We start from the raw sequence: 23,630 nt of genomic DNA, 5'->3' as shown, positions 1-23,630 counted from the left end.
CTCCGCACGGAAACACTACAGGAATGCGCCTGGCAAATCCGCAGGCGCCGGTGAGCAGCTTGCCTAGTGTCACGTCAATATTGAATTATCGCATGTGGTGTGATGAATTTTCTTCACGTACAACGTGGAGGGTTTGCCATGAAGAAGTACATTGTGACCTTGACCAAAGAAGAGCGCGAAGAGCTTCTTTCGATCACCAGTAAGGGCAAGCATGAGTCTCAAAAGGTAATCAACGCCCTGATACTTCTCGATGTAGACGAAGGAGCCCACCAGCAAAATAGAGTGAAGAACGAAGATATAGCCCGCGTGCTGAATATCAGTATGCGCAAGATCGACCGGGTAAAGAGGCGATTTGTCGAGGAGGGTTTTGAGAAGTCGCTTGGGAAACGTAAACCAGAAAGAGAGTATAAGCGCAAGGCAGATGGTGAGCTCGAAGCTCATTTGATTGCACTCAGCTGCAGTGAGCCTCCAGAAGGCTTTTCGAGGTGGACATTGCGTTTATTGGCCGATAAAGCCGTGGAGCTCAACTACATTGAAAGCATTTCCCATGAATCGGTGCGCCGCATTTTAAAAAAACGAACTCAAGCCGTGGAAACAAAAGGCATGGGTAATTCCTCCGCAAAACAGTGGGTCATTCGTGGCCAACATGGAAAAGATCCTGGATGTTTACAAACGGCCTTATGACCCCTTGCGTCCTGTGGTCTGCATGGATGAGTCGCCCAAGCAGCTCATTGCCGAAACACGCAAGCCGATTCCAGCTTCACCGGGACAGCCTGAGCGTTATGACTATGAATATCGCCGTTGCGGAGTCAGCAATATATTCATAGCCAGCGAGCCGCTTTGCGGCAAGCGGCTTGTGAGTGTAACCTCCAGGAGGACCAAGCGGGACTGGGCGCAGTTTCTTGAGAAAATTGCGAAGCACTACTGCCATGCTGAGCTCATAACGCTTGTGATGGATAACCTGAGCACTCACGAAGCCGGAGCCTTGTATAAGGCCTTTGAGCCCGCAAAGGCAAAAGAGCTCCTTGATCGGTTCAAGTTTGTATATACACCAAAGCATGGCAGCTGGCTAAATGTGGCTGAAATTGAACTCAGTGTTTTAAGCCGACAATGCCTGAACCGCAGAATAGATAGCATCGAAAAGCTCAGGGAAGAGGTCAACGCTTGGCAGGCCAACAGAAACAACCTTCGGGCAAAGATAAACTGGCAATTCAGAACCGATGATGCGAGGATAAGGCTATCGAGGCTTTATCCGACACTTGAAGAGTGACGAGACACTAGTGAGTACAGCGAACGGGCGAGAGATTTGTCTTTCAGGCTGTTCTCTTTGACGGGATAAAAGTCAGAAAATAAAGAATGTCTCGCGCGGAGAACGCGGAGAACGCTGAGGACGCAGAGGGAGAGAAAATAAGATAGTCCACAGATTTCGCGGATTTACCCAGATAAAGGCAATAACGGGCTTCAGCGTATCTCCACCACTTCGTGGGCTGAGCCTGCATCAAGTACGTTTATGGCATAGTGGGAGAGTTCTTCTTCGGTTGCCTGGGTGATGCGATCATGCACTTCTGGCGGCACAGAGCCGAATCGGCGCTCTATCAGAGCGTACAGGAGTTCGGTTCTTCCCTCTTGCCTTCCCCTTTGAACTCCCCTGGCCTCCCATTCTTTCGTGATTGTGGTCATGACAACCTCCTTGTGCTCATGTACTTTGTCCAGTGAGCGTTGTATCGTTTGTTCATCCAAGTCGTTGTTCACACTTATGGCATAGGTCAAAAACTGGTAAATCAATTCCAGGGTTGTAGGCTTGTCATAGGCGGCTTTGTCAATGAGCACCATAATGGTAGGCAAGACGTCCATGAGGCTTTGCTTGCGTCCATGGTGCAGGATCATCAAAAACGCGCTTGTATCGGGCCGATATACCTGCCTTTGCTGATCCATCTGCGATACATCCCACAGTACATAACCGAAGACCGGGGTGTAGGGAGCCATGGACTCGGGATCATTCACATCCAGCAAATCCACAATCTCTTTGCGGCGCCACTGCCCCTCGCCATGATACAGCACCAGGGGTATGATGGGCGGCAGTCTCATTGCCTGGGGGTTCTCCCGAAGGTACTTTTGCCACTGGGCGCTCATGTACTTGAGCAGTTGTAGATTGCACCAGTCGTCGGAATAACTCTTACAGGCTGCTGAAAAACCCCCATCTGCTGTGTTGCTCGCTGTCGCTCGTCATTGCAACGTACTCTATGTACGCCTCGTTCCTTGCTCTGCGAGCGCCTTGCACCTGGGGGATTTTTCATTTGCCTGTCGATAGAGAGTATTTAAGCAGGCTGTTTGCGTCCAGTCAGTTTGTAGGCATAGGCCTGCTTGTCGCTGTTTTTGAAATTTGCCAGAAATACCCGGTCGCTGTAGGTTTTTCTCAGATCATCACTGACGTATGTGGTCTCCAGCCGCTGCAGGGTGGAAAAATCCAACGCTTCAGCAATGTGTGCTGGCATCTCGTGCTGCAGCAGATCCAGCGCCACATTCTCATGCTCCAGTATTGCCTGTACAAAGGTATCATGTGGATTGTTGATTTTGTCGTCACCCATGGTGCGAGTATAGGTTCAGGGGATTTTGAAGGCAAGTCTTTCTGTGCCTGGGGGATTAGGGGTTGGGAATGGGGAAGATGTTGGCTATTCTCCAGCCCCCACTCTGCGGATTAAAAATTTCTGTCGTTCAGGAGTTGTGCTGGCCATAGAGGTTGCTCGGTATTCTTGCTGCTGTTTTAAAATGGCAATTACGCCATATGCTACTGTCACTTCCGTATCCGAAAATTTTTTTTCTGGTGGCAGAAAAATAACCGGAACTGTTACTCTTTTACTTGCAGCTGTTTTGCCCCTCGTTTAGCCTCAATTCCCCCTTTGTTGCATTTCTGTGAACAAGAATTCACTAGATTCAGATTACCCCCAGGAGCTATCTCATTACAGTAAGTGGGAAGTCGAACGCCGTTTCAATGGTCATGGGAAGGAGAGAGATTCCGTGATCACGGCAGCCAGACATGAAAAACAGAGGCTGCCTGGGCTTTCTTTTCTGCTGCACTCTTACTAGTGTTTTCACCGGACACCACCTGCCGTGAAGCGGTTAGGGCGTGCGCCGGTCTGATTGCTTTGGGTTTATCCTGAAGTTGTGATTGCATTCACGAAGTCTATCTTTTTACATTGAAGGAGAAGGAGGATCTATGGAGTTTCGGCAACGTTTTTGGGCTGCCGCACTGGTTGCCTTGCTGAGCGCTGGCGCGGCAATGGCGACAACCGTGACGGGCAGGTCGAGTACTATGCTGGAGTGGTACGATGACCCCGATGGCAATAGTGCCCTTCCGGCTTATCAGTATCTGATGCTGAATGCCCGCAACATTCATGACACGGGTATTGACTTTCGTTTCTACGGGCGACTGGGTACCGACCTCAATGATGAAGTCGATGCTGATAATCGCTTTTACTATGCTTACGCCGAAAAGCGCGGCATCAATGACGCCATCGACCTGCGCGTCGGGCGTCAGTTCATCTTCAACCCCGCTGGCTCATCTATTATGGATGGCGTCAACATGAACTATGACGACGGTAGCTTTTATACCTTCAGCCTTTTTGGGGGCGGAGATGCCCAGTATTACGAGGGTTATCATGAAAAGGACCTCATGTTTGGCGGTAAAGTAGGTGGTCGCTTTTTCGATAATAACCTGAAGATGAACTTTGCCTATCTGGAGAAGCGTGATGCTGGCGATACCAGCCACAAACTTCTGGGCGCAGACGCGTACTACGATCACAATAATACCGTGGAAGTTTACGGTGACTACCAGTTTAACTACCTGGCCGATACCATGAGCTATCTGCGCGTTGGAGCCAACTACTACCAGAACGAAGACTGGCAGGTGAGGACCGAGTACCTCTCCTCCAAGCCGGTTTTTTCCGCCACATCCATCTATTCTGTATTCGCTGTTTCCGAATATGAAGAGGTCATGGCTCAACTTACCTACCGCCTTGGTCCCGGCATGTTCGCCTTTGGCCGCCTGACACATGAAATGTACGAAGAAGTCTCCAATGCCAATGTCATTGAGGCAGGCATAGAGCAGGTTCGCATGGAGCGTTTCTCCGGCTCTTTCTCCGGCGTACTGCGTCAACATGATGAAGGTCAGGATCTCTTCGGAGTGCGTGCCCGCGGAAGCTACCTGCTGAACCACCAGTATCAAGTGGGCGGTGGCGCCAGCATCGACGTGTTCGAGCGCAGCCTGCAGGTCTATGACGGCAGCGAGACAAGCCTGACCGGCATGTACGAGGAGACTACCCACCGTATCTGGGCCGATGTCACCGCTTTTCTCAGTCGTGCGGCGTCACTTGAAGCTCGCATTGAGCGCATTCAGAGCGATCGCTGGGACGAGTACTACTATGGCCGCATTCGCTTTAACTACCATTTCTAGGCACAAGGAGCACAACCCATGAAAAACCGCATTACCTACATCGCATTCATGCTAGCTGCATGTCTTGCACTGGGGGGGCTCTCCGTTGCCGTTGCACAGTACAGCGCCATGACCTTCAACCACGATCGTCACGTCGCCTACATGGGTGGCATGGACTGCGCCACCTGCCATGGTGAAGGGCTCCAGAACCTCAGCCCTGAACCAGCCACCTGCGTCAGCTGTCACGGCAACGACTTCATGAATTTCGTCACCTACCCCGGCAAAAAGACCCACGGCCCCGCCTGGGCCCTGAACCACGGCCCCATGGCTAAAGCCGAGGTGATGGACTGCATGGCCTGCCACCAGGAATTCACCGACAAAGCTCGCAAGGATCGCAACCCGAGGGCAACCACTTGCTACGATTGCCACACTCCCAGTGGCAAAGACAGTGAATTCGGCCCCTTCGGCGGCAGCCTGCACAACGTGCACAGCAGCGATTTCCACGTCACCCACCCCCTGGCGGCCCGCACCGACCAGCGCCTGTGCGCCAGCTGTCATACGGAACCTCGCTTCTGTGTTGACTGTCATAATGACTTTAACCGCAACGAGCTGGCCCTTGAGTCTCACCGCCGCGGATTCAGCTCCCTGCTGACAAGCCCGTCCGGTGTGGCTCACGAGCAGTTTAATGAAACCCAGTGCCAGACATGTCACGTAGACTCCGTATTGCCCACCCATAAATGGGCTCGCGGCCACGGTATCGAAGCCCGCAAAAATCTGACTACCTGTCAGGCTTGTCACCCCACCGGCAATACCTGCATCAAGTGCCACAGTGCCAAAACCGGCCTCGGTGTGAACCCTCACCCCAAGGACTGGAAGGGCGGACGTCTTGAAAGTGCCACTGGCGGAGCAACCTGCGCCAAGTGTCACTGAAGATATACGACATATGCAACTCCATAACGGGAGGTGGCCCAGCACTACAGCAGAAGTACTTTTTTGAAAACCAATATGTCTAATGCAAGGAGAGAAACATGAAGAGTAAATGGACATTGTATCTTTTCGCCCTGTTAGCGGCGGCCGTCATGATGGCTGGTTGCGGCAGCGACAGTGGCAGCAGTGTGAACACGAAACCGGAGCCCGGTAGCCCAGGCCAGAATGTCGAGGATGCTGACAGGGTATCGGATAGCTCCTGCACCACCTGCCACACGAACCCCACGTCTCACCACAATAACTTCTATTTCTTTAGTGCTTTTGCTGGTGAGCTGACCGGTGGCGATACCCTGCTTATGGCCAAACACAGCTGCCAGGATTGTCACGGTGGTGGACAGTATCACCATGGTGTGGGCCCAATGCCCTATCCAAATCCTGATCTGTCACGCTGTATTTCGTGTCACGAGGATGAAGTCGGCAAGTACCTGACTGCTGCCCATAACTACAAAGGGCCAGAAGACCTCACTATGAAGACTACTGGGCGCACCAGTGCCAGTTGTCGTGCTTGCCATACCAGCGAAGGCTTTGCCGAAGAAAGTCTTGGTCTGGTAGTAAGCTCACTTCCAGGTGACGTGCACTCTGTTGGCTGCGCGACTTGCCACAACCCCATCAAGAGTGAGGTTCGTGAGTTTACTGATGCTGATGGACTGGCTTACTGGAATAATACCATGCAGCCTGCAAGTGCATGTGTTTACTGCCACACTGACTTGAGTGTTCGCGAACGACACATGCAAAACAACCCTATTTCAAACGAGATAGCTGAGCGGTTTTACAGTAGCCGTCACGCCAATCAGGGTGCTCGTGCCGGTGACTGTAGCGCATGTCACAGTCACCAGGGTGGTGTTGCACTGCTTGCCATGGATCGCTTTACCAGCGATGCTGACCTGAAGGCTGCGTACAATGAAGACACCTTCCCTGAGATTTTTGACTTAGGTGTTGGTTCTTCTACACTTGAAGGCGTTCAGAAAAAGACCTGCGCAACCTGCCACGATCCACATAGTACCGGCCTGCGTGGTATGGGTGACATTCTTGCTTCTTCAGCTAATGTTGCCAACTTCCCTGCAGCTGCAGGAAGTGAAGTTGATGGTGAGGACCGCATGGTATATTCCGCAGAGTTCAATCTCTGTGCTGCCTGCCACATGGTGAATCTGGATGCAACCTGGAACGCTTCTGCTGGCTACAGCAGCAGAGGGATGATTGAGTATGAGCTGAGTCAGGACTACACTGTAGCTGGTCTTATGAAAGAAGATGGCTCTACCCTTGAATTCAACAAAAACTTCTATCACGACTGGACCAGTGGTTACGGACGCATGTTCACTGACACTCACTTTGCTGGCTGGGTTCCAAAGAGCAGCGCAGAGGCGAACGATGTGCCCTATGTTGCCGGCAGCGAAGATGAAGATGGCAATGTCTACATTACCGGTTACAATATTAACCCTGGCGATCGCAACGCCTGTACCATCTGTCACGACCCCCACGCTGCCAGCAAAATGTTGGCTCAGGGCGGTTCGACTACAGTCGACAATCCCACTTGGACAGACTACAGTGACAATACTCGCAACAATGTCGTGGCCTATGCCCAGGGCATGGGTAAAACACACCTGAATTACATTGCTGATGCATTTTCCCGTAATCAGTCCAGCGCCAGCTGTACTCCCTGTCACACTGGGCGTGACTTCACCAGAATGACCTACGGGGCTACTGTAGAGGCTCTTGGTGAACCCCGCTGGAACACTTTGGGCTGCATGACCTGTCACGACCTGACACCAGCCGGTACTAATTCCACTGATAATGCACCGAACCTGGTGACAGTGCGTACCATGCCTGCTGAATTTGCCTTCACGTTCAACAGTGGTGTGGATCTCGCCGATACCAGCGCCGCAGTTGTTGTTGATGGCAACAACGGTGTCTGCTTCGAGTGTCACAAAGGTCGCTCAGGTGCTGGAGATGCATGGGAGACCTCCAAGCGGGTTTACGATGTGAACTATCTGCACTACAGCCCAAGTTTTGCCACTACCGTTGGTGCGGAGTCCGGCATGTACGTTCTGTACAAGGATGCCACTGAGTATACCCGTGGAGCCTCAGGCCGTGCGAACCACACCAATGACTGTACGTACTGCCACGACATTCACACTCCGTTTAACGGTGACAGTAAGGGTACCTTCGAGCCAAGGGAAGGTGGCCTGCAGACCAACCTTTGCAATAGCTGCCATTACGTCGATGATGAAACCCAAAATAACTACTGGAGAAGCTTCAACGTACTGCGTGCTCGTACGAAGGTCTTTGGCGACACGCTCTTTGCAGCTATTCTGGCTGAATCACCGGGCGAGGATGCTGCTACTCTGAAGAGCCGTATTACGGCGCGTACGGCAGGCTCTGAGATGCAATCAGCACAACTTGCCAAAGCAGCAGCAGCCTGGAAAAACGTCATGTATGACGACAAAGCCGGCTGGGCTCACAACAGCATGTTTGCCCGTCAGCTGATGTTTGACGCCCTTGAGGATCTGGGCGACCAGTATCTGTGTGCGCTGCTTGATGAAGCAGTTGACAAGGGCATTCCTGTCAAGGCGACTGATAAGCCTATTGTTGATCACCAGGGAAGTGATAACGGTACACTCCTCTATGGCCTTGGAGATGACCGCATTGCCACACTGGATGCGCTTGTTTGCCCGTAAAGGTTGATTGATTTTCCGGGGGGAGTTCCTCCCCCCGGTTTTTTCTTTCACTGGGTTTTCCGGGGAGTGCAGAGTGCATCTGCATTGCCCGGAATATCCAAAACCAAAAATCGCAAGGAGAATAACATGAATCTCACCCTGCGTTTTATCGTCGCCGCTTCCATTATCGTTACCGCCTTTGCCGCCACGGTCATGGCTTTGACTACCTATGTGGGGTATTGAGCAGCTCGTCAGTGAGTAGTCCGTAGCAAGTAGTGGGTAGTAGATGGAAAGTAGAAAGTAGTGGGTAGAGAATGAATGAGGGCGTAGTTGCTTTATTTCCTAACTCTTATGACTCCACTTCCATGGTTTTCATCTGCGTAAATCTGTGCAATCTGCGGAGAAGGTTTTGTTTCCAGATTTCGCTGATTTTCGCAGAAAACCGAAGCGTTTTTGCCACAGGCAAAGGCAGGACAGGAGCAGCAGACAGAGGCAAAAAAAGCGTAACTCTTCACACGGTAAACCGTTTCGTCTTTGTCTGCCTTTCCCGTCGGCTGTTCCGTCAAGCGCAGCGGGTGGCAAAAAATCTTAGCTCACAAAAAGTAGGGAATTTTTAACCGCGAATGGACGCGAATGAATGCAAACCCCAGTTGAAGGATATCTCTCGCGGAGGCGCTGAGAACGCAGGGACAGAAAAACTGAAGCTTTCGCTGCCTTTTCCTTTGCGCACTTGGTGTCCCCAGTGAGCGCAGCGAACGGGCGAGAGGAATTGTTTTTTGGTATCTTTGAGAGCTTTGCCTGAGATTGCCAGTCAGTTTAAATCTAATGCGTACTGATCTTTTCATTTCACCCTGCTTGAGGTATCTTCTCTCTGTGGAGGTGAGTTATGCAAAAAGAGCATTTTGAAATTTTACTTGAAGAGATAAGGGGTCAATTCCAACTGACGGCTGAAGGAATTGCATCCCTTGACCAGAAAATGGAACGCAAATTTACTGAGATGGAAGAGAAGATGGATAACCGCTTTAAACAAGTGGACACCAAAATCCTCGCTCTTAATGACAAGCTTGACACCTTTGATACCAAACTCAGCAAACAGATTCACGAAGTTGATACCAAGCTCAGCAAGCGCATCGACGAAGTTGATACCAAACTCAGCAGAAAAATTGATGGCGTTGCCGCCGACCTCTCCGCTCACCGCGCCGATACGGAAGTTCATCGGGCGCATGGGTAGGGAATAGGGGCTGGAGAACGGGGAATAGGGTATAGAGGGTAGAAAATAGCGGGAAGTATGAATTGAGCGTACGTAGTGGCTTTGTTTCCTGTCCCTATGATCCCAGTTTCATGGTTTTCATCTGCGTAAATCTGTGCAATCTGCGGAGAAGGTTTTGTTTCCAGATTTCGCTGATTTTCGCAGAAAACTGAAGCGTTTTTGCCACAGGCAAAGGCAGGACAGGAGCAGCAGACAGAGGCAAAAAAGTAACTCATCACGCGGTAAACCGTTTCTTTTTTGTCTGCCTTTCCCGTCGGCTGTTCCGTCAAGCGCAGCGGGTGGCAAAAAATCTTAGCTCACAAAAAGTAGGGAATTTTTAACCGCGAATGGACGCGAATGAATGCAAACCCCAGTTGAAGGATATCCCTCGCGGAGGCGATGAGAACGCAGGGACAGAAAAACTGAAGCTTTCGCTGCCTTTTCCTTTGCGCACTTGGTGTCCCCAGTGAGCGCAGCGAGCGGGCGAGAGGAATTGCCTTTTCTGGTGTCTTTGAGGGCTTTGTGTGAGAGTTTTGTTCCTGTGAAGAAGCTGGGAGTCAGGTTTTGCTTGATGCGAGCCCTGTCTTCTGTTTTCTTCAGGGAGATTACCGATAAGGAGAGTTGAGTATGAGAAATCTGATTTTGTCGTTACTGGTGGTTCTGATGGCGGTGGCTTCTGTTGCTGCCATGAACTGTAGCACTTGCCACAAGGGTGAGCTGGCTGGTGCAGCTATGGGGAATGTCCATGGCGTTCAGGTGCAGGGTCTGCAGGATATGCAAAACCCCATGCACGGTGCGCTGCGTGCCTGCACCAGCTGCCATGCGACGGATAACCTGGCCGCGGCTGCTTCAGCTGGCGAGAGTCTGCTGGGGGGAAGCCTGGAGGCTCTGGGAACGGCTCCTGCCTGTGTTGGCTGCCATAATCAAGGTGGAATCCCCGGCCCCTACTGGACCAATTGGGACATGAAGCGGGTTCAGGGGCACACGTTCACTATTCCAAAGTAAATGTATTATGCCTGTTCTCCCCCGCTGTGTTTTCTCCATTGCATGGCGGGGGAGTTTTGCTCTGATATGTGGACTCAACTGATGAAACAGACTCTTTTGACCTTGTGGCAGTGCTTTCTGGTTGCGGCGTTAGCCCTTGGTTTGGTGTACATGAAAATCCATATGTGAGAGTGACAGCGGGATATGCTGTATGCATTTGCATGCAAGTGCGTACAGGATGTTCTGGCGAAACGCAGATTCTGATGGCAGGCGGACAGAAAACAGATCGCCGCACTGTTACTCGGGGTCTGCGTTTTGTTGTTATACTGTTTTTCTGTTTGCGCTTGGGCGTAAGGCTAAGGTAAGGCAGGAGGGAAAGGGAGATGAAGTGAAGCCACGAAAGGTGCGCAAAAGCGCTGTGCATAAGCGTAAGAATATTCCAGTCCAGGCGGCAAAGAAGAGTGAATGGAGTAGGTGGCGTTGGGATCTGATGGCGCTTGGTGTTCTCTGTACTGTAGGAGCAATGCTTTATGGGCATACGCTCCAGGTGCCGTGGTATCTGGACGATTTAGTGAACATTGTCGAAAATCCCGCTATCCGATCTTTGCCGGAAGCTTTAACAAATGTTTTTCATGGTGCGCGTGGGTTTGCCGAGTTGACGTTTGCGCTGAATTACGCTTTTGGCTCTACGCAGGTCACCGGGTATCATCTGGTAAATATCACTATTCACCTGCTTACCGCCTGCCTGGTTTTTGGTATTTTGAAGCGGGTCTTTCGTCAGCTTCCTCTTTTTGTCTTTGGTGGTGCTTTGATTTTTCTGGCACATCCTCTGCAAACGCAGGCTGTAACCTATATTGTTCAGCGTATGTCGTGTCTTGCGGGACTTTTTTTCTTTCTGGCGGTGTATCTTTTTCTGCTTTTCCGGGAATCGAAAGAAGGGGCACGTAATCGATGGGTGCTCTATGTCATGGCATTGCTCAGTGGTGCCCTGGCGGTGCTTACCAAGCAGAATACGGCGGTGCTTCCACTGGCCCTGATTTTGCTGGATCGCTTTTTTATACAGGAGCGTCATCCTGTGTCGTGGCGTCGGTTACTGTTCCTGGTTGCGCCTTTCGCATTGGTTCCCCTGTGGCTGGGGGTGAAAATGCTTCTGGTGCCACTGGTGGCAGGGGAGGGTATTGATGGTGTGGGGGGGATGCCCGATCTATCGCACTTGCAAAATAACTCTCCTCTGACGTATCTGGTTACACAGTTTTCCGTGATTTTTCTGTATATTCGACTGCTCTTCCTTCCCTATGGTCAGGCCCTTGAGTATGATGTCGCCATAGTGCAGTCCATATTCACATTGCACAATGGCTTGGGATTGCTGGGTATTCTTGCTTTGCTGGTTGCTGCTGTTTTGTTGCGTCGTCGCGAACCCCTCATCTGCGTTGGTATCCTCTGGTTTTTTCTGGGGCTGGTGGTTGAGTCCAGCATTATTCCTCTTGATCCGGTCTTTGAGCATCGTCTGTATATTTCCATGTTTGGCTTTGTCCTGGTGGTTATGGCTGCAATACAGCGCATTCCCAGGAGCTATGCTGTGGCGGTGTTATTGACTCTGGTGACGGTACTGTCGGTTCTGACGTGGCAGCGTAACAGTCTTTGGAATGATCCTGTTGCATTTTATGAAGATAACCTGCAGCGTGCACCGAGCAATGAGAGGATATATGTTGATCTGGGAAATCTCTATATGGCAGAGGGCAGAGTGGGCGAGGCTCGTTTACTGTATGAACGTGCACTGGAAATCAATCCTCGCTATGTGCCAATTCACATTAATTTGTCGCGTGCTTACGCTGCTGAGCTTCAATATAAGATGGGCATCGATATACTCCTTGAGGGTATCAGGCTGAATCCCTGGCATTACCGGCTGTATAACAATATTGGCACCCTTTACAACGCCCAGGGGAATTTCCACGAGGCAAACAGTTTCTTGCGCAAAGGGGTTGCTTTGGAGCCAAATGACCCCACTATGCTTTTTAACCTTGCTTTGTCCCATGATCGGCTGGGCCAGCTTGATGAGGCGGTTAGACACTACCGGCGCTCTGTTTCCCTTGCTCCCGATCCAATGGTTTATTTCAATCTGGGGCTGGTGCTGCATCGCAAAGGAGAGTTGCGAGAAGCCTTGCAGGCGTTCATGTCGGCTTCACGGTTAAATCCGGCTCATGCTGGATCGCTTTACAACGGGGCTTTGATATATCTTGAGCTGGGTGATGTGCAGGGTGCGTATACTCTCCAGCAGCGTTTGCAACGCCTTGATCCAGCCCTTGCCCAGAGTCTGCTGGGGCGCCTGCCCTCCACAGGTCGGCAATAAAGATACCTCATAACACAATGTGCAGAAAGGTAGAGCCTTTTTTATGGCATCTTCACCACTGATAAACCAGCCGTGGCTCAAATATCTTCCTTTGTGTATTCGCAGAAGGGTAGAAGGTCAGGTCTATTTGCAGAATGTTGTGGGCAACACGGCCTGGCAGTTTGGTGATCAGATTCTGCGTATGGGTGTTGGCCTGCTTGTCGGTATCTGGCTGGCTCGTTATCTTGGACCGGAGCAGTTTGGCCTGTTCAGCTATGCTCTTGCCTTTACTGCGTTGTTTACGGCCATCGCGGGGCTTGGTATGGATGATATTGTGGTGCGTGATGTGGTGCGCGCACCTGAAAAGAGATATGAAATCCTGGGTACGGCTTTTGGTCTGAGGATGGTGAGTGGGGCGATCAGTTTTATGGTGGCGATGGTGGTTATTGTGTTGCTGCGCCCGGAGGATACGCTCAGCCACTGGCTGGTGGGTATTGTGGCGGCTGGTTCGTTGTTCCATGGTTTTTTTATTATTGAGTTCTGGTTTCACTCACAGGTTCAGGCAAAATATATGGTAATGGCCAAAGGCAGCGCGTTTTTTCTCTGTGCACTGGTCAAGGTCGGCATGATTCTTATGGAATTACCTCTGATTGCTTTTGCATGGGTTACGCTGCTGGAAGTGATCCTGGGGGCGTTTGGTCTGATAGCAGTATATCTTTCGAAGGCCGAGCGCTTGTCACTCTGGCGTTGGCGCTATCAGGCTGCTGCAAAGATGCTGCGGGACAGTTGGCCTTTGATGTTGTCGGCTGTGGTAATCATGATCTATTTGCGCATTGATCAGATTTTACTTGGGGAGCTGGCTGGTAATGAGGCTGTCGGAATTTACTCGGTGGCGGTACGCTTATCGGAGGTCTGGTATTTTATTCCGGCGGCGATTTACTGGTCGGTGTACCCGGCAATTGTGGAGGCAAAGGGAATCAGCGAGGAGCTTTTTTATGAGAGATTGCAAAAGCTCTACCGTTTGATGGTGTTTTCTTCCTATGCGCTTGCGCTTCCGGTGGTGTTTGTGGCGCAATGGCTGGTGCCATTTTTATTTGGAGAAGCCTATGGACAGGCTGGTGTGATGCTTGGGGTATTGATCTGGTCAAATGTTTTTGTCAGCCTGGAGATGGCGCGCAGCTCATTTCTGACGGTGATGAACTGGACACGAATGTATTTGGTGACGGTGGTATTAGGCTGCCTGTTGAATATTGCATTGAATCTGTGGCTGATTCCAATTTATGGGGGAATAGGAGCCGCGGTTGCGTCCCTGGTGGCTTACTGGTTTGCGGCCCATGGTTCCTGCTTCTTGTTTCGACAGTTGCGTCCGACGGGGCGAATGCTCAGCAGTGCACTGGTGAATCCTCGTTTCTGGTAGCTGTTGGCAACTCAAATCTCGCGGGGAATCATGGAGTGTAGGAAATGTGTTTTGTATTAACCAGGCTTCTGGGCCGCCATCTGCGGTGTTGTCCGCTGCCGCTCGTTGCTGCAACGTACGGGAAGTACGCTTCGCGCCTGGCTCTGTGGGCGCCTTGCACCTGATGGTTTTTCACTTGCCTGCATGATTTGAGGTATTTCAGCAAGCTGTTAAATCCCAATTGTCAGTTCGGATACCAGTGAAATTGTGAAGCCGGGAGTTTCCGGTTCAGTGAAGTACTTGTAAAGGTTTAAAGAAGCTTATGAAAAAGGATGTACTCTGCCCCGCTGTTGAAAAAATTCCACCTGACATGTCGATGGCGGGGTTTGGCGAAGAACTGGCAACGGCGTTGCGTTTACGGCATGGCTCAACGGCTCTTGCTGATACTGCCCAGTCGCGCCTGGCGCTCAGTGTTGCCGAGACGCTTTTTATCGATCCAACTTTGCCCAGCGAAGATATTGCAAAGCTGTTTGGTTTGGGCTGCCAGGAGTTGATTGAAATTTACGCTGTTATCAGGGAATCACGGTCGATTCAAGATGCTCTGACCTTTGACTCCCCCCTGCGCCGTCGTGTCAGCTTTTTACGGCGTGAGCTCCTTCCTGACAACCGCACCATGCTGGGCACTTTGTTTGCTGGTGATGTCTGCTTGCCCTGTCATGTGGAATTCCATCCTGCCCTGGTATGTAATCTGCGTTGCAAGGCATGCCCGAATTGTCGTCCCGATGAAAGTGGGACATGGCACTTCATAGGCTATAAACAGTCAGGCGAGGCGTTGACCAGTGAACGCTTGCACTTGCTGCAGCAGCTTTTTGTGGATATGGGGGTGAGGAGTTTCAGTTTTGGTGGCGGTGGTGAGCCTTCCTTGTCCGGGTTAACGGTACCTGCCATGGAACATCTGCGCAGTATTGCTCCCGATGCAGAAATCTCCCTGTATACCAATGGTATCTTTCCGGCAGAGTGGGGAGCGAAGGAGCATCGTGTGCTGGCCGAAAATCTGAATAAAGTGCGTTTCAGCATTGATGCGGCGACGGCGGCGGAGTGGTCGCAGTACAAAGGGCGCAATGCTGGGCTTTTTGAGTCTCTGTGGCAGAATATAGCCCAGGTAGTCAGTGCCAAGCAGCGAACAGGCAGTGCGGTGCGAATTGGAGCAAGTTGCCTGGTGTCGCGCTTCGTCTCCAATGTGGAAGGGTTTTTGCTGCGAGCCCGTGAAACTGGCCTGGATTTTTGCGATATCAAGGAGATTGAAACCTGCTATGGCGACAAACCCGTGTATCAGGCTGAGCAAAGCTATCGTGAATCCCTGGGGGGGTTGCTTGAAAAGGTGCAGCAGGGAGTTTTTCGCCCTCTGGATGTGGTTATCGATGATAATCTCCTGCAAAAGCCGGAGCAACGGGAGGTTGCTCCGGCTCGGGTACCGCGCTGCTGGGTTTCCATCCGAGGAAGAATGTTGACTGTTGGCCCCTACGGCGAACTGTATCCGTGCTCCGATGCTGCGAATCCAGGTTCTCAGTATCGGCGGGCTCGTCAGGATATTCTCGGGCAGCTGTCTGAATTTGGTTCGCTTGTCTCCTTGGGTGCCCAGTTTCAGCACCTGTGGGGTGAAAGTCTGTCTCAGCGTAGGGCTCTTTCCAAGAATACCTGTGCCTATTGTGTGCCGTCGCATAACAATTACAATCTTGCCCTTGAAAAACTGTATCAGGATTGGAAGTTCGGTATTATGCCTGAGCAGCAGCCCTATTGCGCTGAGCAGGATCACTATCAGAAGTCAAGGGGAATGGTCCGCTGACAGACAGGTTGAGAGATGAGGCCATAGTGCCGGGTGAGCTCAATATGAAAGGAGCTGGCAATGATCCCTGTCAATGAGCCTTTGTTGGATGGAAATGAGCGTCGCTATGTCACTGAGTGTATTGACAGTGGCTGGATTTCATCGGAAGGGCCGTTTGTTGAGCGTTTTGAGCGCGAATTGGCTGGCCGGGTGGAGCGTCGGCATGGTATCGCGGTGTGCAATGGTACGGCTGCCCTGGAGCTTGCCATTGCTGGTCTTGGCCTGCAGCCGGGAGATGAGGTGCTTATGCCGACGTTCACGATCATCTCCTGTGCGGCGGCGGTTATTCGCCGTGGTTGTGTTCCGGTGCTTGTGGATAGCGATTCTAAAACCTGGAACATGGATGTGAACCAGCTTGAGGGTCGTATTACACCAAAAACCCGGGCAGTCATGGTAGTGCATATCTATGGTTTGCCGGTAGATATGGATGCTATTGCCAGGGTTGCTCGCAAGCATGGCCTTCTTGTTATTGAAGATGCATCCCAGATGCTTGGTCAGACTTTCCGGGGACAGCCTTGCGGGAGTTTCGGTGATATCAGCACGTTCAGTTTTTATCCCAATAAGCATATCACCACCGGCGAGGGTGGGATGGTGTTGACGAACGATGAAGGATTGGCTGCGCGTTGCCGCTCTTTACGCAATCTCTGTTTTAGTTCCAGGCGCTTTATCCATGAGGAGCTTGGCTATAACTTCCGTATGAGTAATCTACAGGCTGCCCTGGGGGTGGCTCAGCTGGAACGCCTCGATGAATTTGTCGCTCGCAAGCGTCAGATGGGCAATTTGTATAGTCGATTACTGTCGGATCTTGACTGCCTTGAGATGATGCCGCTGTCAACGAACTATGCCGAGAATATCTTCTGGGTCTTTGGCGCGGTTCTGCATGATTCTGTGCCTTTTGAAGCATCGGAGGCTATGGCGCGCCTGGGGAGTCGGCAGATTGCCACTCGCCCTTTCTTCTGGCCCATGCATGAGCAGCCGGTATTCAGAAATATGGGGCTGTTCGGCGGGGAGCGCTACCCGGTTGCCGAGCGTCTTGCCCGGCGCGGTTTTTACATTCCCAGTGGTATGGCTTTACAGAAAGCGCAGATGGAGATGGTGGTTACTGCAGTCAAAGAGCTTTTTTCCGCTGACAATTACCAGCCAACGAGGGCGATATGAATGTTTTTGGTGCATATTCACGGTATTACAATCTCTTCTATCGCGACAAGGATTATGCTGCAGAAGCTGCTTATGTTGATGGTTTGATTCAGAGATATCGTCCCGGAGCGGCGAGCGTACTGGATCTTGGCTGTGGCACTGGCCGGCATGCGATGTTGCTGGCCAAGTCAGGTTATTTGGTGGCTGGGGTTGACAGGTCCCAGGAAATGCTGACGGTTGCAGAAAAGGAGAGAGCACTTGGGGATTGCGTAGATCGTGTCTCGCTCTATTGTGGTGATATCAGAACTATCCGGCTTGAGCAAACCTTTGATGCAGTGGTTTCCCTGTTTCATGTGATGAGTTACCAGACCTCCAATGCGGACTTAAAAGCAGCTTTTATGACGGCCCGGTCTCACCTGGCACCGGGAGGACTTTTTCTTTTTGACTGCTGGTATGGCCCGGCTGTGCTCACGGATCGACCTGAGGTGCGAGTAAAGCGAGTCGAAGATAACGAAATTGCGGTCACGCGCGTTGTTGAACCGGTCATGTTTGCCACTACCAACCTGGTCGAAACCCACTATCAGGTATTTGTGCGCGACAAAGGCAGTAATGCGGTGGAAGAGTTGCAGGAAACTCACCGTATGCGTTATCTGTTTCAGCCAGAAGTGGAAATGTTCTTGCAAGAGGCAGGCATGACGCTTGTTGAATCTGCAGAATGGATGACAGCACGACAGCCAGGATTTGATACCTGGGGAGTTTGCTTTGTGGCCCGGCAGATCGACCGAGATGTCCGTCAGGTGGTTTCATGAGAAAAGTTGGACTGTATCTGGAGGCGGAGCCGCATTTCGGCGGAACTTTTCAGTATAATCAGACGATGCTTGATGCGCTTGCTTCTTTACCATGTGAACAGTTTTCGGTGGTAGTTGGCTACACTTCTGATCGCTGGTTGCCCTACCTGCACAACAGAGATATGCAGGTGCTCAGGATTGAGCGTGGAACGGTCGCCCGCGCTCTCGGGCTGTTCTGGACAGTTGCCGGTTTGCCTATGGGATTATGGCGCAGGCTGACTCCTCTGTTTCACCCGATTGCCAGGGCATTGTTACGGGAAAAGTGTGATCTGTGGATCTTCCCGTCTTATGATCTGCGCAGCTATCAGTATCCGGTGCCCTCACTGGTCAGTATTCACGATCTGATGTATCGCTATGAAAAGCGCTTTCCAGAGTCTTCCTCGGGATGGGCCTCCTGGAATCGTGAGCGGATCAACTCTTGTAACAGTCGGTGGTCAAAAGGGATACTCGTTGACTCCCAGCTGGGCCGCGAGCAAATGATGCAGTCCTATGGCACCCCTGCCCAACGGGTTCATGCCCTGCCTTTTATTGCCCCTCGTTATATGCATTCCACTGTGGTGCGTGATGATTTTGACTCGACGTATCCTTCTTTACCGAAAAAATTCCTTTTTTATCCAGCGCAATTCTGGTGGCATAAAAACCATAAACACCTGATAGAGGCAGTTGCCGAGCTTAAAAAGCAGTTACCGGATCTGAAACTGGTGCTTTCAGGGGGGCGGCAGAATGCTTACGAGGCGGTTGTCAGACAGGTGCAGGGGCTGGGTTTGGGCGATGATGTGATTTTCCTCGGCTATGTCCCCGATGAAGATATGCCGGAGCTCTATCGCCGGGCGCGTGCACTGGTGATGCCTACGTATTACGGGCCAACCAACATTCCTCCACTGGAGGCTTTCGCGGTGGGGTGCCCGGTGGCTATATCGGGAATTTACGCGATGCCGGAGCAGGCTGGTGGTGCTGCCTTGCACTTTCACCCCGACTCCAGCGAAGAGATTGCCTGTTGCATAAGGCGCCTGTGGACTGATGATGCTCTGTGCGCTGAATTGTCGGAAAAAGGGAGGCAGCGGGCTGCGCAGTGGGGGCAGGAGCAATTTAATGCCCGCTTGCGGGCAATTGTGGAGGCGGTTCTGCATGACGAGAACGGTTGATATTCTCCTGGCTACGTACAATGGCGCTGAGCATCTGCCAGAGCTGTTAGGGAGTATTTTAAAACAAAGTTTCGCAGATTGGCGTTTGATTGTCCGTGATGACGGCTCAACTGACGCGACCCTGGGGATTCTCGAAGCGTTTTCACGGGAGCATGGGAATCGGATGGTGTTACTACCGCGACAGAGCCGTAATCTCGGCCCCTGTGGAAATTTTGCGGTGCTGATGGAATACAGCAGTGCCGACTACGTTATGTTCTGTGACCAGGATGATGTCTGGTTACCGGAGAAAATTACCTGTTCGCTGGAGAAAATGCAGGAGCTGGAAGCGGTGTGCGGGGAAGAGAAACCGCTGCTGGTTCATACGGATATGGTAATTGTAGATCGTGGATTACAGGAGCTTGCGGCATCGGGGCATCGCTATCAGCGGATTGATCCTCTGCACGGGGCGCGGTTGCCTCGCCTGCTGGTGCAGAATGTAGTGACAGGTTGCACGGCAATGATGAATCGCAGGTTGTGCAAAATGGCTTTGCCAATTGCTGATGCGGCACTTATGCACGATCACTGGGTGGGCCTGGTGGCTTCCTGCTTCGGCGGAATTGCTTATGTGCCAAAGCCGATGCTTTTATATCGTCAGCATGGTGGGAACCAGGTTGGTGCCAGCAGCGGGAGTGCTTTATACCTGCTGCGACAGGTATGTTCGCTGGCGCGCGTTCGTGAGGTGCTCTCTCGTAATCGAAAGCAGGCCAAAGCTTTTTACGAACGCTTTCAGGTGTTGTTGCCGGAACCCGACCGGGCTATGCTGGAGGCTTTTATTACCATGGAGCAACAGGGTATGCTGAAAAGGCGGATACATATTTTCCATTATGGTTTTCGATACAGTGGAATGATTCGGAATATTGGCTGGCTGGTCTTATGCTGATCCGTGGGGCTCCTGATACCGGTGGAAGTGTGAGAGTCTCGGTTGTTATTGTGAACTGGAATGGTCGCCATCACCTGGAGGCCTGCCTGGGGAGTCTGTTTCAGCAGACTATGGCGGGCTATGAGGTAATCCTGGTAGATAATGGCTCGCATGATGGTTCTGCAGCATATGTTGCTGCCAGTTTTCCCCAGGTGAGGCTGGTGAACCTCGCTGAGAATATGGGCTTTGCGACCGGCAATAATCGCGGTATTGAGCAAGCGTGTGGCGAATATATTGTCACGTTGAACAATGATACCCGGGTTGCGCCTGACTGGCTGGAGACACTGGTAGATGTGGCCGATCGCTATCCGCAGGCGGGTATGGTGGGCTGTCGTATCTGTGGCTTTGATGATTCGGACGTGATTGATTCACTGGGCTTGAAGATCTGTTCTGACGGCATGTCCAGAGGGAGCTTCCGCAATCGGCGCTGGTCGTCACTTCGGCTGGAGGAGGTTGAGGAAATTTTGCTTCCCAGTGCCTGTGCAGCCCTATACAAAAGGGCGATGCTGGATGAGACGGGTTATTTTGATGATGACTTTTTTGCCTATGCAGAGGATACCGACCTGGGTTTACGTGGTCGTCTGGCAGGTTGGGATGCTGTGTTGGCGACTGAGGCTGTTGTTTACCATAAATATTCACAGACAGCGGGCCGCCTCTCTTCCTTTAAAGTGCGCCTTGTGGAGCGAAATCACTTTTGGATGGTGTTGAAAACCTTTCCCCTGCGATTTGTTATCGCGTTGCCGGTTACGACGACGGTTCGCTGGTTTGAGCAATGGCGCAGTATTCGCCGAAAGCAGGGTACAGGCGCTGAAGCTTTGCAGCAGGGTTCAGCGTGGCCAATGATTCTGGCGACACTGCAGGGAGCCGGCGAGGCTTTAGCGGGAAGTCCGGGAATGCTGAGGAAAAGGCGATATATCATGCGGAGGCGTAAAGTGACATCACAGGCTCTGTCTGCATTGTTGCAGCGCTATCACCTGAGCTTCCGTGAGTTGCTGGATCAGGTGACGCCGACGGGGGGGGATTGATGGTTTTCGACCGTATACAATTGGTGGCTATTGCCTTCAGCCTGTTTATTTTTTTCTTTATCTTCAGTCTCGTTAAGAACAGGCGCATGAAGGAGGAATATTCACTCCTCTGGTTCGTCATGAGTATTTTTCTACTCTATCTTTCCCTTGATCGTTTTGCAATTGACAGGCTTGGCGCTCTGTTCGGGATTGCTTATCCTCCAAGTGTTCTTATTCTCATGACAACAGGGTTTACTTTTTTGCTGCTGATTCACCTGACGGTGGTGATTACCCGGATTTCAGAGCAGAATAAGGAAATGATACAAGCTTTGGCACTGCACGTGGCTGGTCGCCATGAGCCGCAGGCAGATACTCTGATTATTGTCCCCGCATTGAATGAGGAAAACAGTATTGCCGGAGTTCTTCGCGATCTTCAGCAGGAAAGCCTTCATGTCGATATTGTGGTTATCAATGACGGCTCCCTTGATGATACTTCACGCATTGCCAGGGAAACTGGCTGTGCTGTGGTGATTGATCTGCAGAAGAATCTTGGTATTGGCGGGGCGGTGCAGACTGGGTTTAAGTTTGCCCAACACCATAATTACCGCTATGCGGTACAGTTTGATGGGGATGGACAGCATGTGGCTCAGGAGATCCCTGCGCTGCTCAAAGCACTCCACCAGGGGAGCGATATGGTGATTGGCTCGCGTTTTCTGGCTCCCCATGATGGTTACCGTTCAACTTTTCTGCGTCGCATTGGCATTCGTTTTTTTCAGCGGGTCAACTCCTTACTGATAGGTCAGAAGATAATGGATAACACTTCTGGGTTCAGAGCTTACAGCCGCGAGGCGATTCGCTTTCTTGCGAGCTACTATCCAGAGGATTATCCCGAGCCGGAAGCCGTGATCCTCATGGGAAAAAACGGGTTTACCATAAGCGAAGTTGAGGTGCAGATGCGCGAGCGCCAAGGGGGAATATCTTCAATCAACGGCTTTCAGGGAGGATATTACATGGTGAAGGTTTTGCTGGCCATCGGTATGACTGCTCTGCGCAGGCCGATCTCCTTTCGCGTTGAGCGTGAATAGTTTATCTTCCCGTCGGTGTGGTAAGCTGCATGGGACATTACATGCTGCTACCCTGAACAGGAGCGAGGCAAAATATGGTGAATGTGATTTTATGTGGTGGATCAGGTACCAGGCTGTGGCCTGTCAGCCGGGCTTTGATGCCGAAACAGTTTGTAAAGTTGTTTGGCGAGCGGTCGCTTTTTCAGTTAACCGTGAGTCGCAATGCCGCGCTATGTGACCGACAGTGTATCGTTTCCAATGCGGAACAGTACTTTCTGGCTGTCGATCAGCTTCATGAACTTGATCAGACTTCGGGAAGCTATGTGCTGGAGCCTGTCGGACGGAACACGGCTCCAGCTATTGCATTGGCATGTCTGGCCCTGGCTGCGGATGAGCTGGTTCTGGTTACTCCCTCCGATCACCTTGTCAAGGATCAGCGCCACTATCAGCAGGTTCTTGACAAGGGACAGGAGCTTGCCCGGAATGGCTATCTGGTGACTTTCGGTGTTCAGCCGACCTATGCCGAAACGGGTTTTGGGTATATTGAGTCAGGAGAGGGCTTCACAGTAAAGGCTTTTCACGAGAAGCCTGACCTGGCCACTGCTGAGGAGTATCTGGAAAAAGGAAGCTACTATTGGAATTCCGGGATATTCCTCTTCAAGGCTGGCGTGTTCCTAGACGAGTTGCGCAGCCATTCACCTAAAATCCATGATGCCTGTGTGAAGGCTTTTAAGAATGGAATTCACGGTGAAATCATGCGGATCAGGCATGAGGATATGCTTGATATCCCCGATGACAGCATTGATTGCGCGGTGCTGGAAAAATCTGACCGTGTCAGAATGGTATCCGCTGCTATGGGTTGGAGCGATGTGGGGAATTTTGCGGCGCTGCATGATGAGTTGCCAAAAGATGAGCATGGTAACACCCTTAATGATTGTCACATAAGTGTTGGTTCAAGAAACAATTTTATTTATGGCCGCGAAAGAAAAATAGCCACGATTGATGTTGAGAACCTGATTATTGTCGATACTGGTGACGCTTTGCTGGTATCACGGAAGTCCTCATCTCAGAAAGTGAGTCAGATTGTCGACAGGCTCAGGGCCCAGGGCAATGGGCTGCACAATATCCACCTGACAGGTCACCGTCCCTGGGGGACCTTTACCGTGCTGGAAGAAGCTCGTGGTTACAAAATTAAAAAAATTGAAGTCAAGCCCGGCAAGAGATTGAGTTTACAGAAACATTTCCATCGGAACGAGCACTGGATCGTTGTCTCCGGGACAGCAACCGTTACTGTGGGTGATGAAGTTCGCCTGGTGAGGCCCAATGAATCAACCTACATTAAAATGGGTGAGATCCATCGTCTTTCAAATGAGGGCAGGATTCCGGTGGTGCTTATTGAGGCTCAGGTGGGAGAATATATCGGTGAAGATGACATCGTGCGGCTTGACGATGATTTCGAGCGTACTGTTGCCCCGTCTGAGAGCTCTTGAGTGGCAACACATATACCTCTGCCAAATATTTTTACAGCCCTCCAGCTGACAAGTGGTGAAAGGTTTCA

At 51.4% G+C, this 23,630-nt stretch carries 18 protein-coding genes and 1 pseudogene; 16 read left to right on the top strand and 3 right to left on the bottom strand.

Features of this window, described 5'->3' with window-relative positions:
- Positions 1-138 precede the first annotated feature (138 nt).
- A protein-coding gene (locus SELIN_RS14950) for an IS630 family transposase (RefSeq protein WP_013507069.1) occupies positions 139-1,270 on the top strand; the annotation gives its coding sequence in 2 pieces (ribosomal slippage) (positions 139-572 and positions 571-1,270; 1,134 coding nt in all).
- Positions 1,271-1,461: 191 nt separating this feature from the next.
- On the opposite strand, the gene SELIN_RS15470 is transcribed toward SELIN_RS14950, so the two are convergent.
- The 3 genes and pseudogenes from SELIN_RS15470 to SELIN_RS12815 all read right to left on the bottom strand — a co-directional run bounded on the left by SELIN_RS15470 (position 1,462) and on the right by SELIN_RS12815 (position 2,588).
- Entirely contained in the window at positions 1,462-1,680 is a 219-nt protein-coding gene (locus SELIN_RS15470) for a DUF4351 domain-containing protein (RefSeq protein WP_269493440.1), read from the bottom strand.
- Positions 1,681-1,824: 144 nt separating this feature from the next.
- Positions 1,825-2,166 (bottom strand): annotated as a pseudogene (locus tag SELIN_RS15465) (Rpn family recombination-promoting nuclease/putative transposase); the annotation flags it as partial.
- A gap of 152 nt (positions 2,167-2,318) precedes the next feature.
- Positions 2,319-2,588: an Rpn family recombination-promoting nuclease/putative transposase gene (locus SELIN_RS12815; RefSeq protein ID WP_041726140.1), complete on the bottom strand. Its 270-nt coding sequence runs from the start codon at positions 2,586-2,588 to the stop codon at positions 2,319-2,321.
- 629 nt (positions 2,589-3,217) lie between these two features.
- On the opposite strand from SELIN_RS12815, the gene SELIN_RS12810 reads away from it, so the two are divergent.
- From SELIN_RS12810 to SELIN_RS12735, 15 genes are all read left to right on the top strand, one after another.
- Positions 3,218-4,453, top strand: a complete 1,236-nt coding sequence (locus tag SELIN_RS12810) for a hypothetical protein (protein WP_013507068.1) — start codon at positions 3,218-3,220, stop codon at positions 4,451-4,453.
- Positions 4,454-4,471: 18 nt separating this feature from the next.
- Complete coding sequence (locus SELIN_RS14250) at positions 4,472-5,362, top strand: cytochrome c3 family protein (RefSeq protein ID WP_013507067.1); 891 nt, start codon at positions 4,472-4,474, stop codon at positions 5,360-5,362.
- Positions 5,363-5,460: 98 nt separating this feature from the next.
- Positions 5,461-8,094 carry a hypothetical protein gene (locus SELIN_RS12795; protein WP_013507066.1) on the top strand — a complete coding sequence of 878 codons (2,634 nt, stop codon included), beginning with the start codon at positions 5,461-5,463 and terminating at the stop codon, positions 8,092-8,094.
- An 865-nt stretch (positions 8,095-8,959) separates the two neighbouring features.
- Positions 8,960-9,304 (top strand): hypothetical protein, encoded by a 345-nt coding sequence (locus SELIN_RS12790; RefSeq protein ID WP_013507064.1) that lies wholly within the window; start codon positions 8,960-8,962, stop codon positions 9,302-9,304.
- A 645-nt stretch (positions 9,305-9,949) separates the two neighbouring features.
- A complete protein-coding gene (locus SELIN_RS12785; protein ID WP_013507063.1) occupies positions 9,950-10,327 on the top strand; it encodes a multiheme c-type cytochrome in 378 nt (125 codons plus the stop codon).
- 367 nt (positions 10,328-10,694) lie between these two features.
- Positions 10,695-12,656, top strand: a complete 1,962-nt coding sequence (locus SELIN_RS12780) for a tetratricopeptide repeat protein (protein WP_013507062.1) — start codon at positions 10,695-10,697, stop codon at positions 12,654-12,656.
- Positions 12,657-12,699: 43 nt separating this feature from the next.
- Positions 12,700-14,052, top strand: a complete 1,353-nt coding sequence (locus tag SELIN_RS12775; RefSeq protein WP_013507061.1) for a flippase — start codon at positions 12,700-12,702, stop codon at positions 14,050-14,052.
- A 301-nt stretch (positions 14,053-14,353) separates the two neighbouring features.
- Positions 14,354-15,877: a radical SAM protein gene (locus SELIN_RS12770; protein WP_013507060.1), complete on the top strand. Its 1,524-nt coding sequence runs from the start codon at positions 14,354-14,356 to the stop codon at positions 15,875-15,877.
- 60 nt (positions 15,878-15,937) lie between these two features.
- Positions 15,938-17,074, top strand: a complete 1,137-nt coding sequence (locus SELIN_RS12765; RefSeq protein WP_013507059.1) for a DegT/DnrJ/EryC1/StrS family aminotransferase — start codon at positions 15,938-15,940, stop codon at positions 17,072-17,074.
- The gene (locus SELIN_RS12760; protein ID WP_013507058.1) at positions 17,071-17,862 is read left to right on the top strand and encodes a class I SAM-dependent DNA methyltransferase; all 792 of its coding nucleotides are present in this window, start codon (positions 17,071-17,073) and stop codon (positions 17,860-17,862) included. The genes SELIN_RS12765 and SELIN_RS12760 overlap by 4 nt, the downstream gene beginning before the upstream one ends.
- Entirely contained in the window at positions 17,859-19,046 is a 1,188-nt protein-coding gene (locus SELIN_RS12755) for a glycosyltransferase family 4 protein (RefSeq protein ID WP_013507057.1), read from the top strand. Before SELIN_RS12760 ends, SELIN_RS12755 begins: the two co-directional genes overlap by 4 nt.
- Positions 19,030-19,965 (top strand): glycosyltransferase family 2 protein, encoded by a 936-nt coding sequence (locus SELIN_RS12750; RefSeq protein WP_013507056.1) that lies wholly within the window; start codon positions 19,030-19,032, stop codon positions 19,963-19,965. The genes SELIN_RS12755 and SELIN_RS12750 overlap by 17 nt, the downstream gene beginning before the upstream one ends.
- Positions 19,966-19,994: 29 nt before the next feature.
- Positions 19,995-21,029: a glycosyltransferase family 2 protein gene (locus tag SELIN_RS12745; RefSeq protein WP_156788081.1), complete on the top strand. Its 1,035-nt coding sequence runs from the start codon at positions 19,995-19,997 to the stop codon at positions 21,027-21,029.
- Entirely contained in the window at positions 21,029-22,093 is a 1,065-nt protein-coding gene (locus tag SELIN_RS12740; protein WP_013507054.1) for a DUF2304 family protein, read from the top strand. The genes SELIN_RS12745 and SELIN_RS12740 overlap by 1 nt, the downstream gene beginning before the upstream one ends.
- 74 nt (positions 22,094-22,167) lie before the next feature.
- A complete protein-coding gene (locus SELIN_RS12735) occupies positions 22,168-23,562 on the top strand; it encodes a mannose-1-phosphate guanylyltransferase/mannose-6-phosphate isomerase (protein ID WP_041726133.1) in 1,395 nt (464 codons plus the stop codon).
- Positions 23,563-23,630 lie beyond the last annotated feature (68 nt).

Origin of the sequence: Desulfurispirillum indicum S5 (genome assembly GCF_000177635.2) — a bacterium.
GTDB lineage: Bacteria > Chrysiogenota > Chrysiogenetes > Chrysiogenales > Chrysiogenaceae > Desulfurispirillum > Desulfurispirillum indicum.
This window is presented reverse-complemented; position numbering and strand designations above follow the sequence as displayed.

Excerpts from the sequence above, each read along its gene's own strand:
- SELIN_RS15470 (WP_269493440.1), bottom strand. The coding sequence starts at position 1,680 with ATGACCACAATCACGAAAGAATGGGAGGCCAGGGGAGTTCAAAGGGGA.
- SELIN_RS12815 (WP_041726140.1), bottom strand. The coding sequence starts at position 2,588 with ATGGGTGACGACAAAATCAACAATCCACATGATACCTTTGTACAGGCA.
- SELIN_RS12810 (WP_013507068.1), top strand. The coding sequence starts at position 3,218 with ATGGAGTTTCGGCAACGTTTTTGGGCTGCCGCACTGGTTGCCTTGCTG.
- SELIN_RS14250 (WP_013507067.1), top strand. The coding sequence starts at position 4,472 with ATGAAAAACCGCATTACCTACATCGCATTCATGCTAGCTGCATGTCTT.
- SELIN_RS12795 (WP_013507066.1), top strand. The coding sequence starts at position 5,461 with ATGAAGAGTAAATGGACATTGTATCTTTTCGCCCTGTTAGCGGCGGCC.
- SELIN_RS12790 (WP_013507064.1), top strand. The coding sequence starts at position 8,960 with ATGCAAAAAGAGCATTTTGAAATTTTACTTGAAGAGATAAGGGGTCAA.
- SELIN_RS12785 (WP_013507063.1), top strand. The coding sequence starts at position 9,950 with ATGAGAAATCTGATTTTGTCGTTACTGGTGGTTCTGATGGCGGTGGCT.
- SELIN_RS12775 (WP_013507061.1), top strand. The coding sequence starts at position 12,700 with ATGGCATCTTCACCACTGATAAACCAGCCGTGGCTCAAATATCTTCCT.
- SELIN_RS12770 (WP_013507060.1), top strand. The coding sequence starts at position 14,354 with ATGAAAAAGGATGTACTCTGCCCCGCTGTTGAAAAAATTCCACCTGAC.
- SELIN_RS12765 (WP_013507059.1), top strand. The coding sequence starts at position 15,938 with ATGATCCCTGTCAATGAGCCTTTGTTGGATGGAAATGAGCGTCGCTAT.
- SELIN_RS12760 (WP_013507058.1), top strand. The coding sequence starts at position 17,071 with ATGAATGTTTTTGGTGCATATTCACGGTATTACAATCTCTTCTATCGC.
- SELIN_RS12755 (WP_013507057.1), top strand. The coding sequence starts at position 17,859 with ATGAGAAAAGTTGGACTGTATCTGGAGGCGGAGCCGCATTTCGGCGGA.
- SELIN_RS12750 (WP_013507056.1), top strand. The coding sequence starts at position 19,030 with ATGACGAGAACGGTTGATATTCTCCTGGCTACGTACAATGGCGCTGAG.
- SELIN_RS12740 (WP_013507054.1), top strand. The coding sequence starts at position 21,029 with ATGGTTTTCGACCGTATACAATTGGTGGCTATTGCCTTCAGCCTGTTT.
- SELIN_RS12735 (WP_041726133.1), top strand. The coding sequence starts at position 22,168 with ATGGTGAATGTGATTTTATGTGGTGGATCAGGTACCAGGCTGTGGCCT.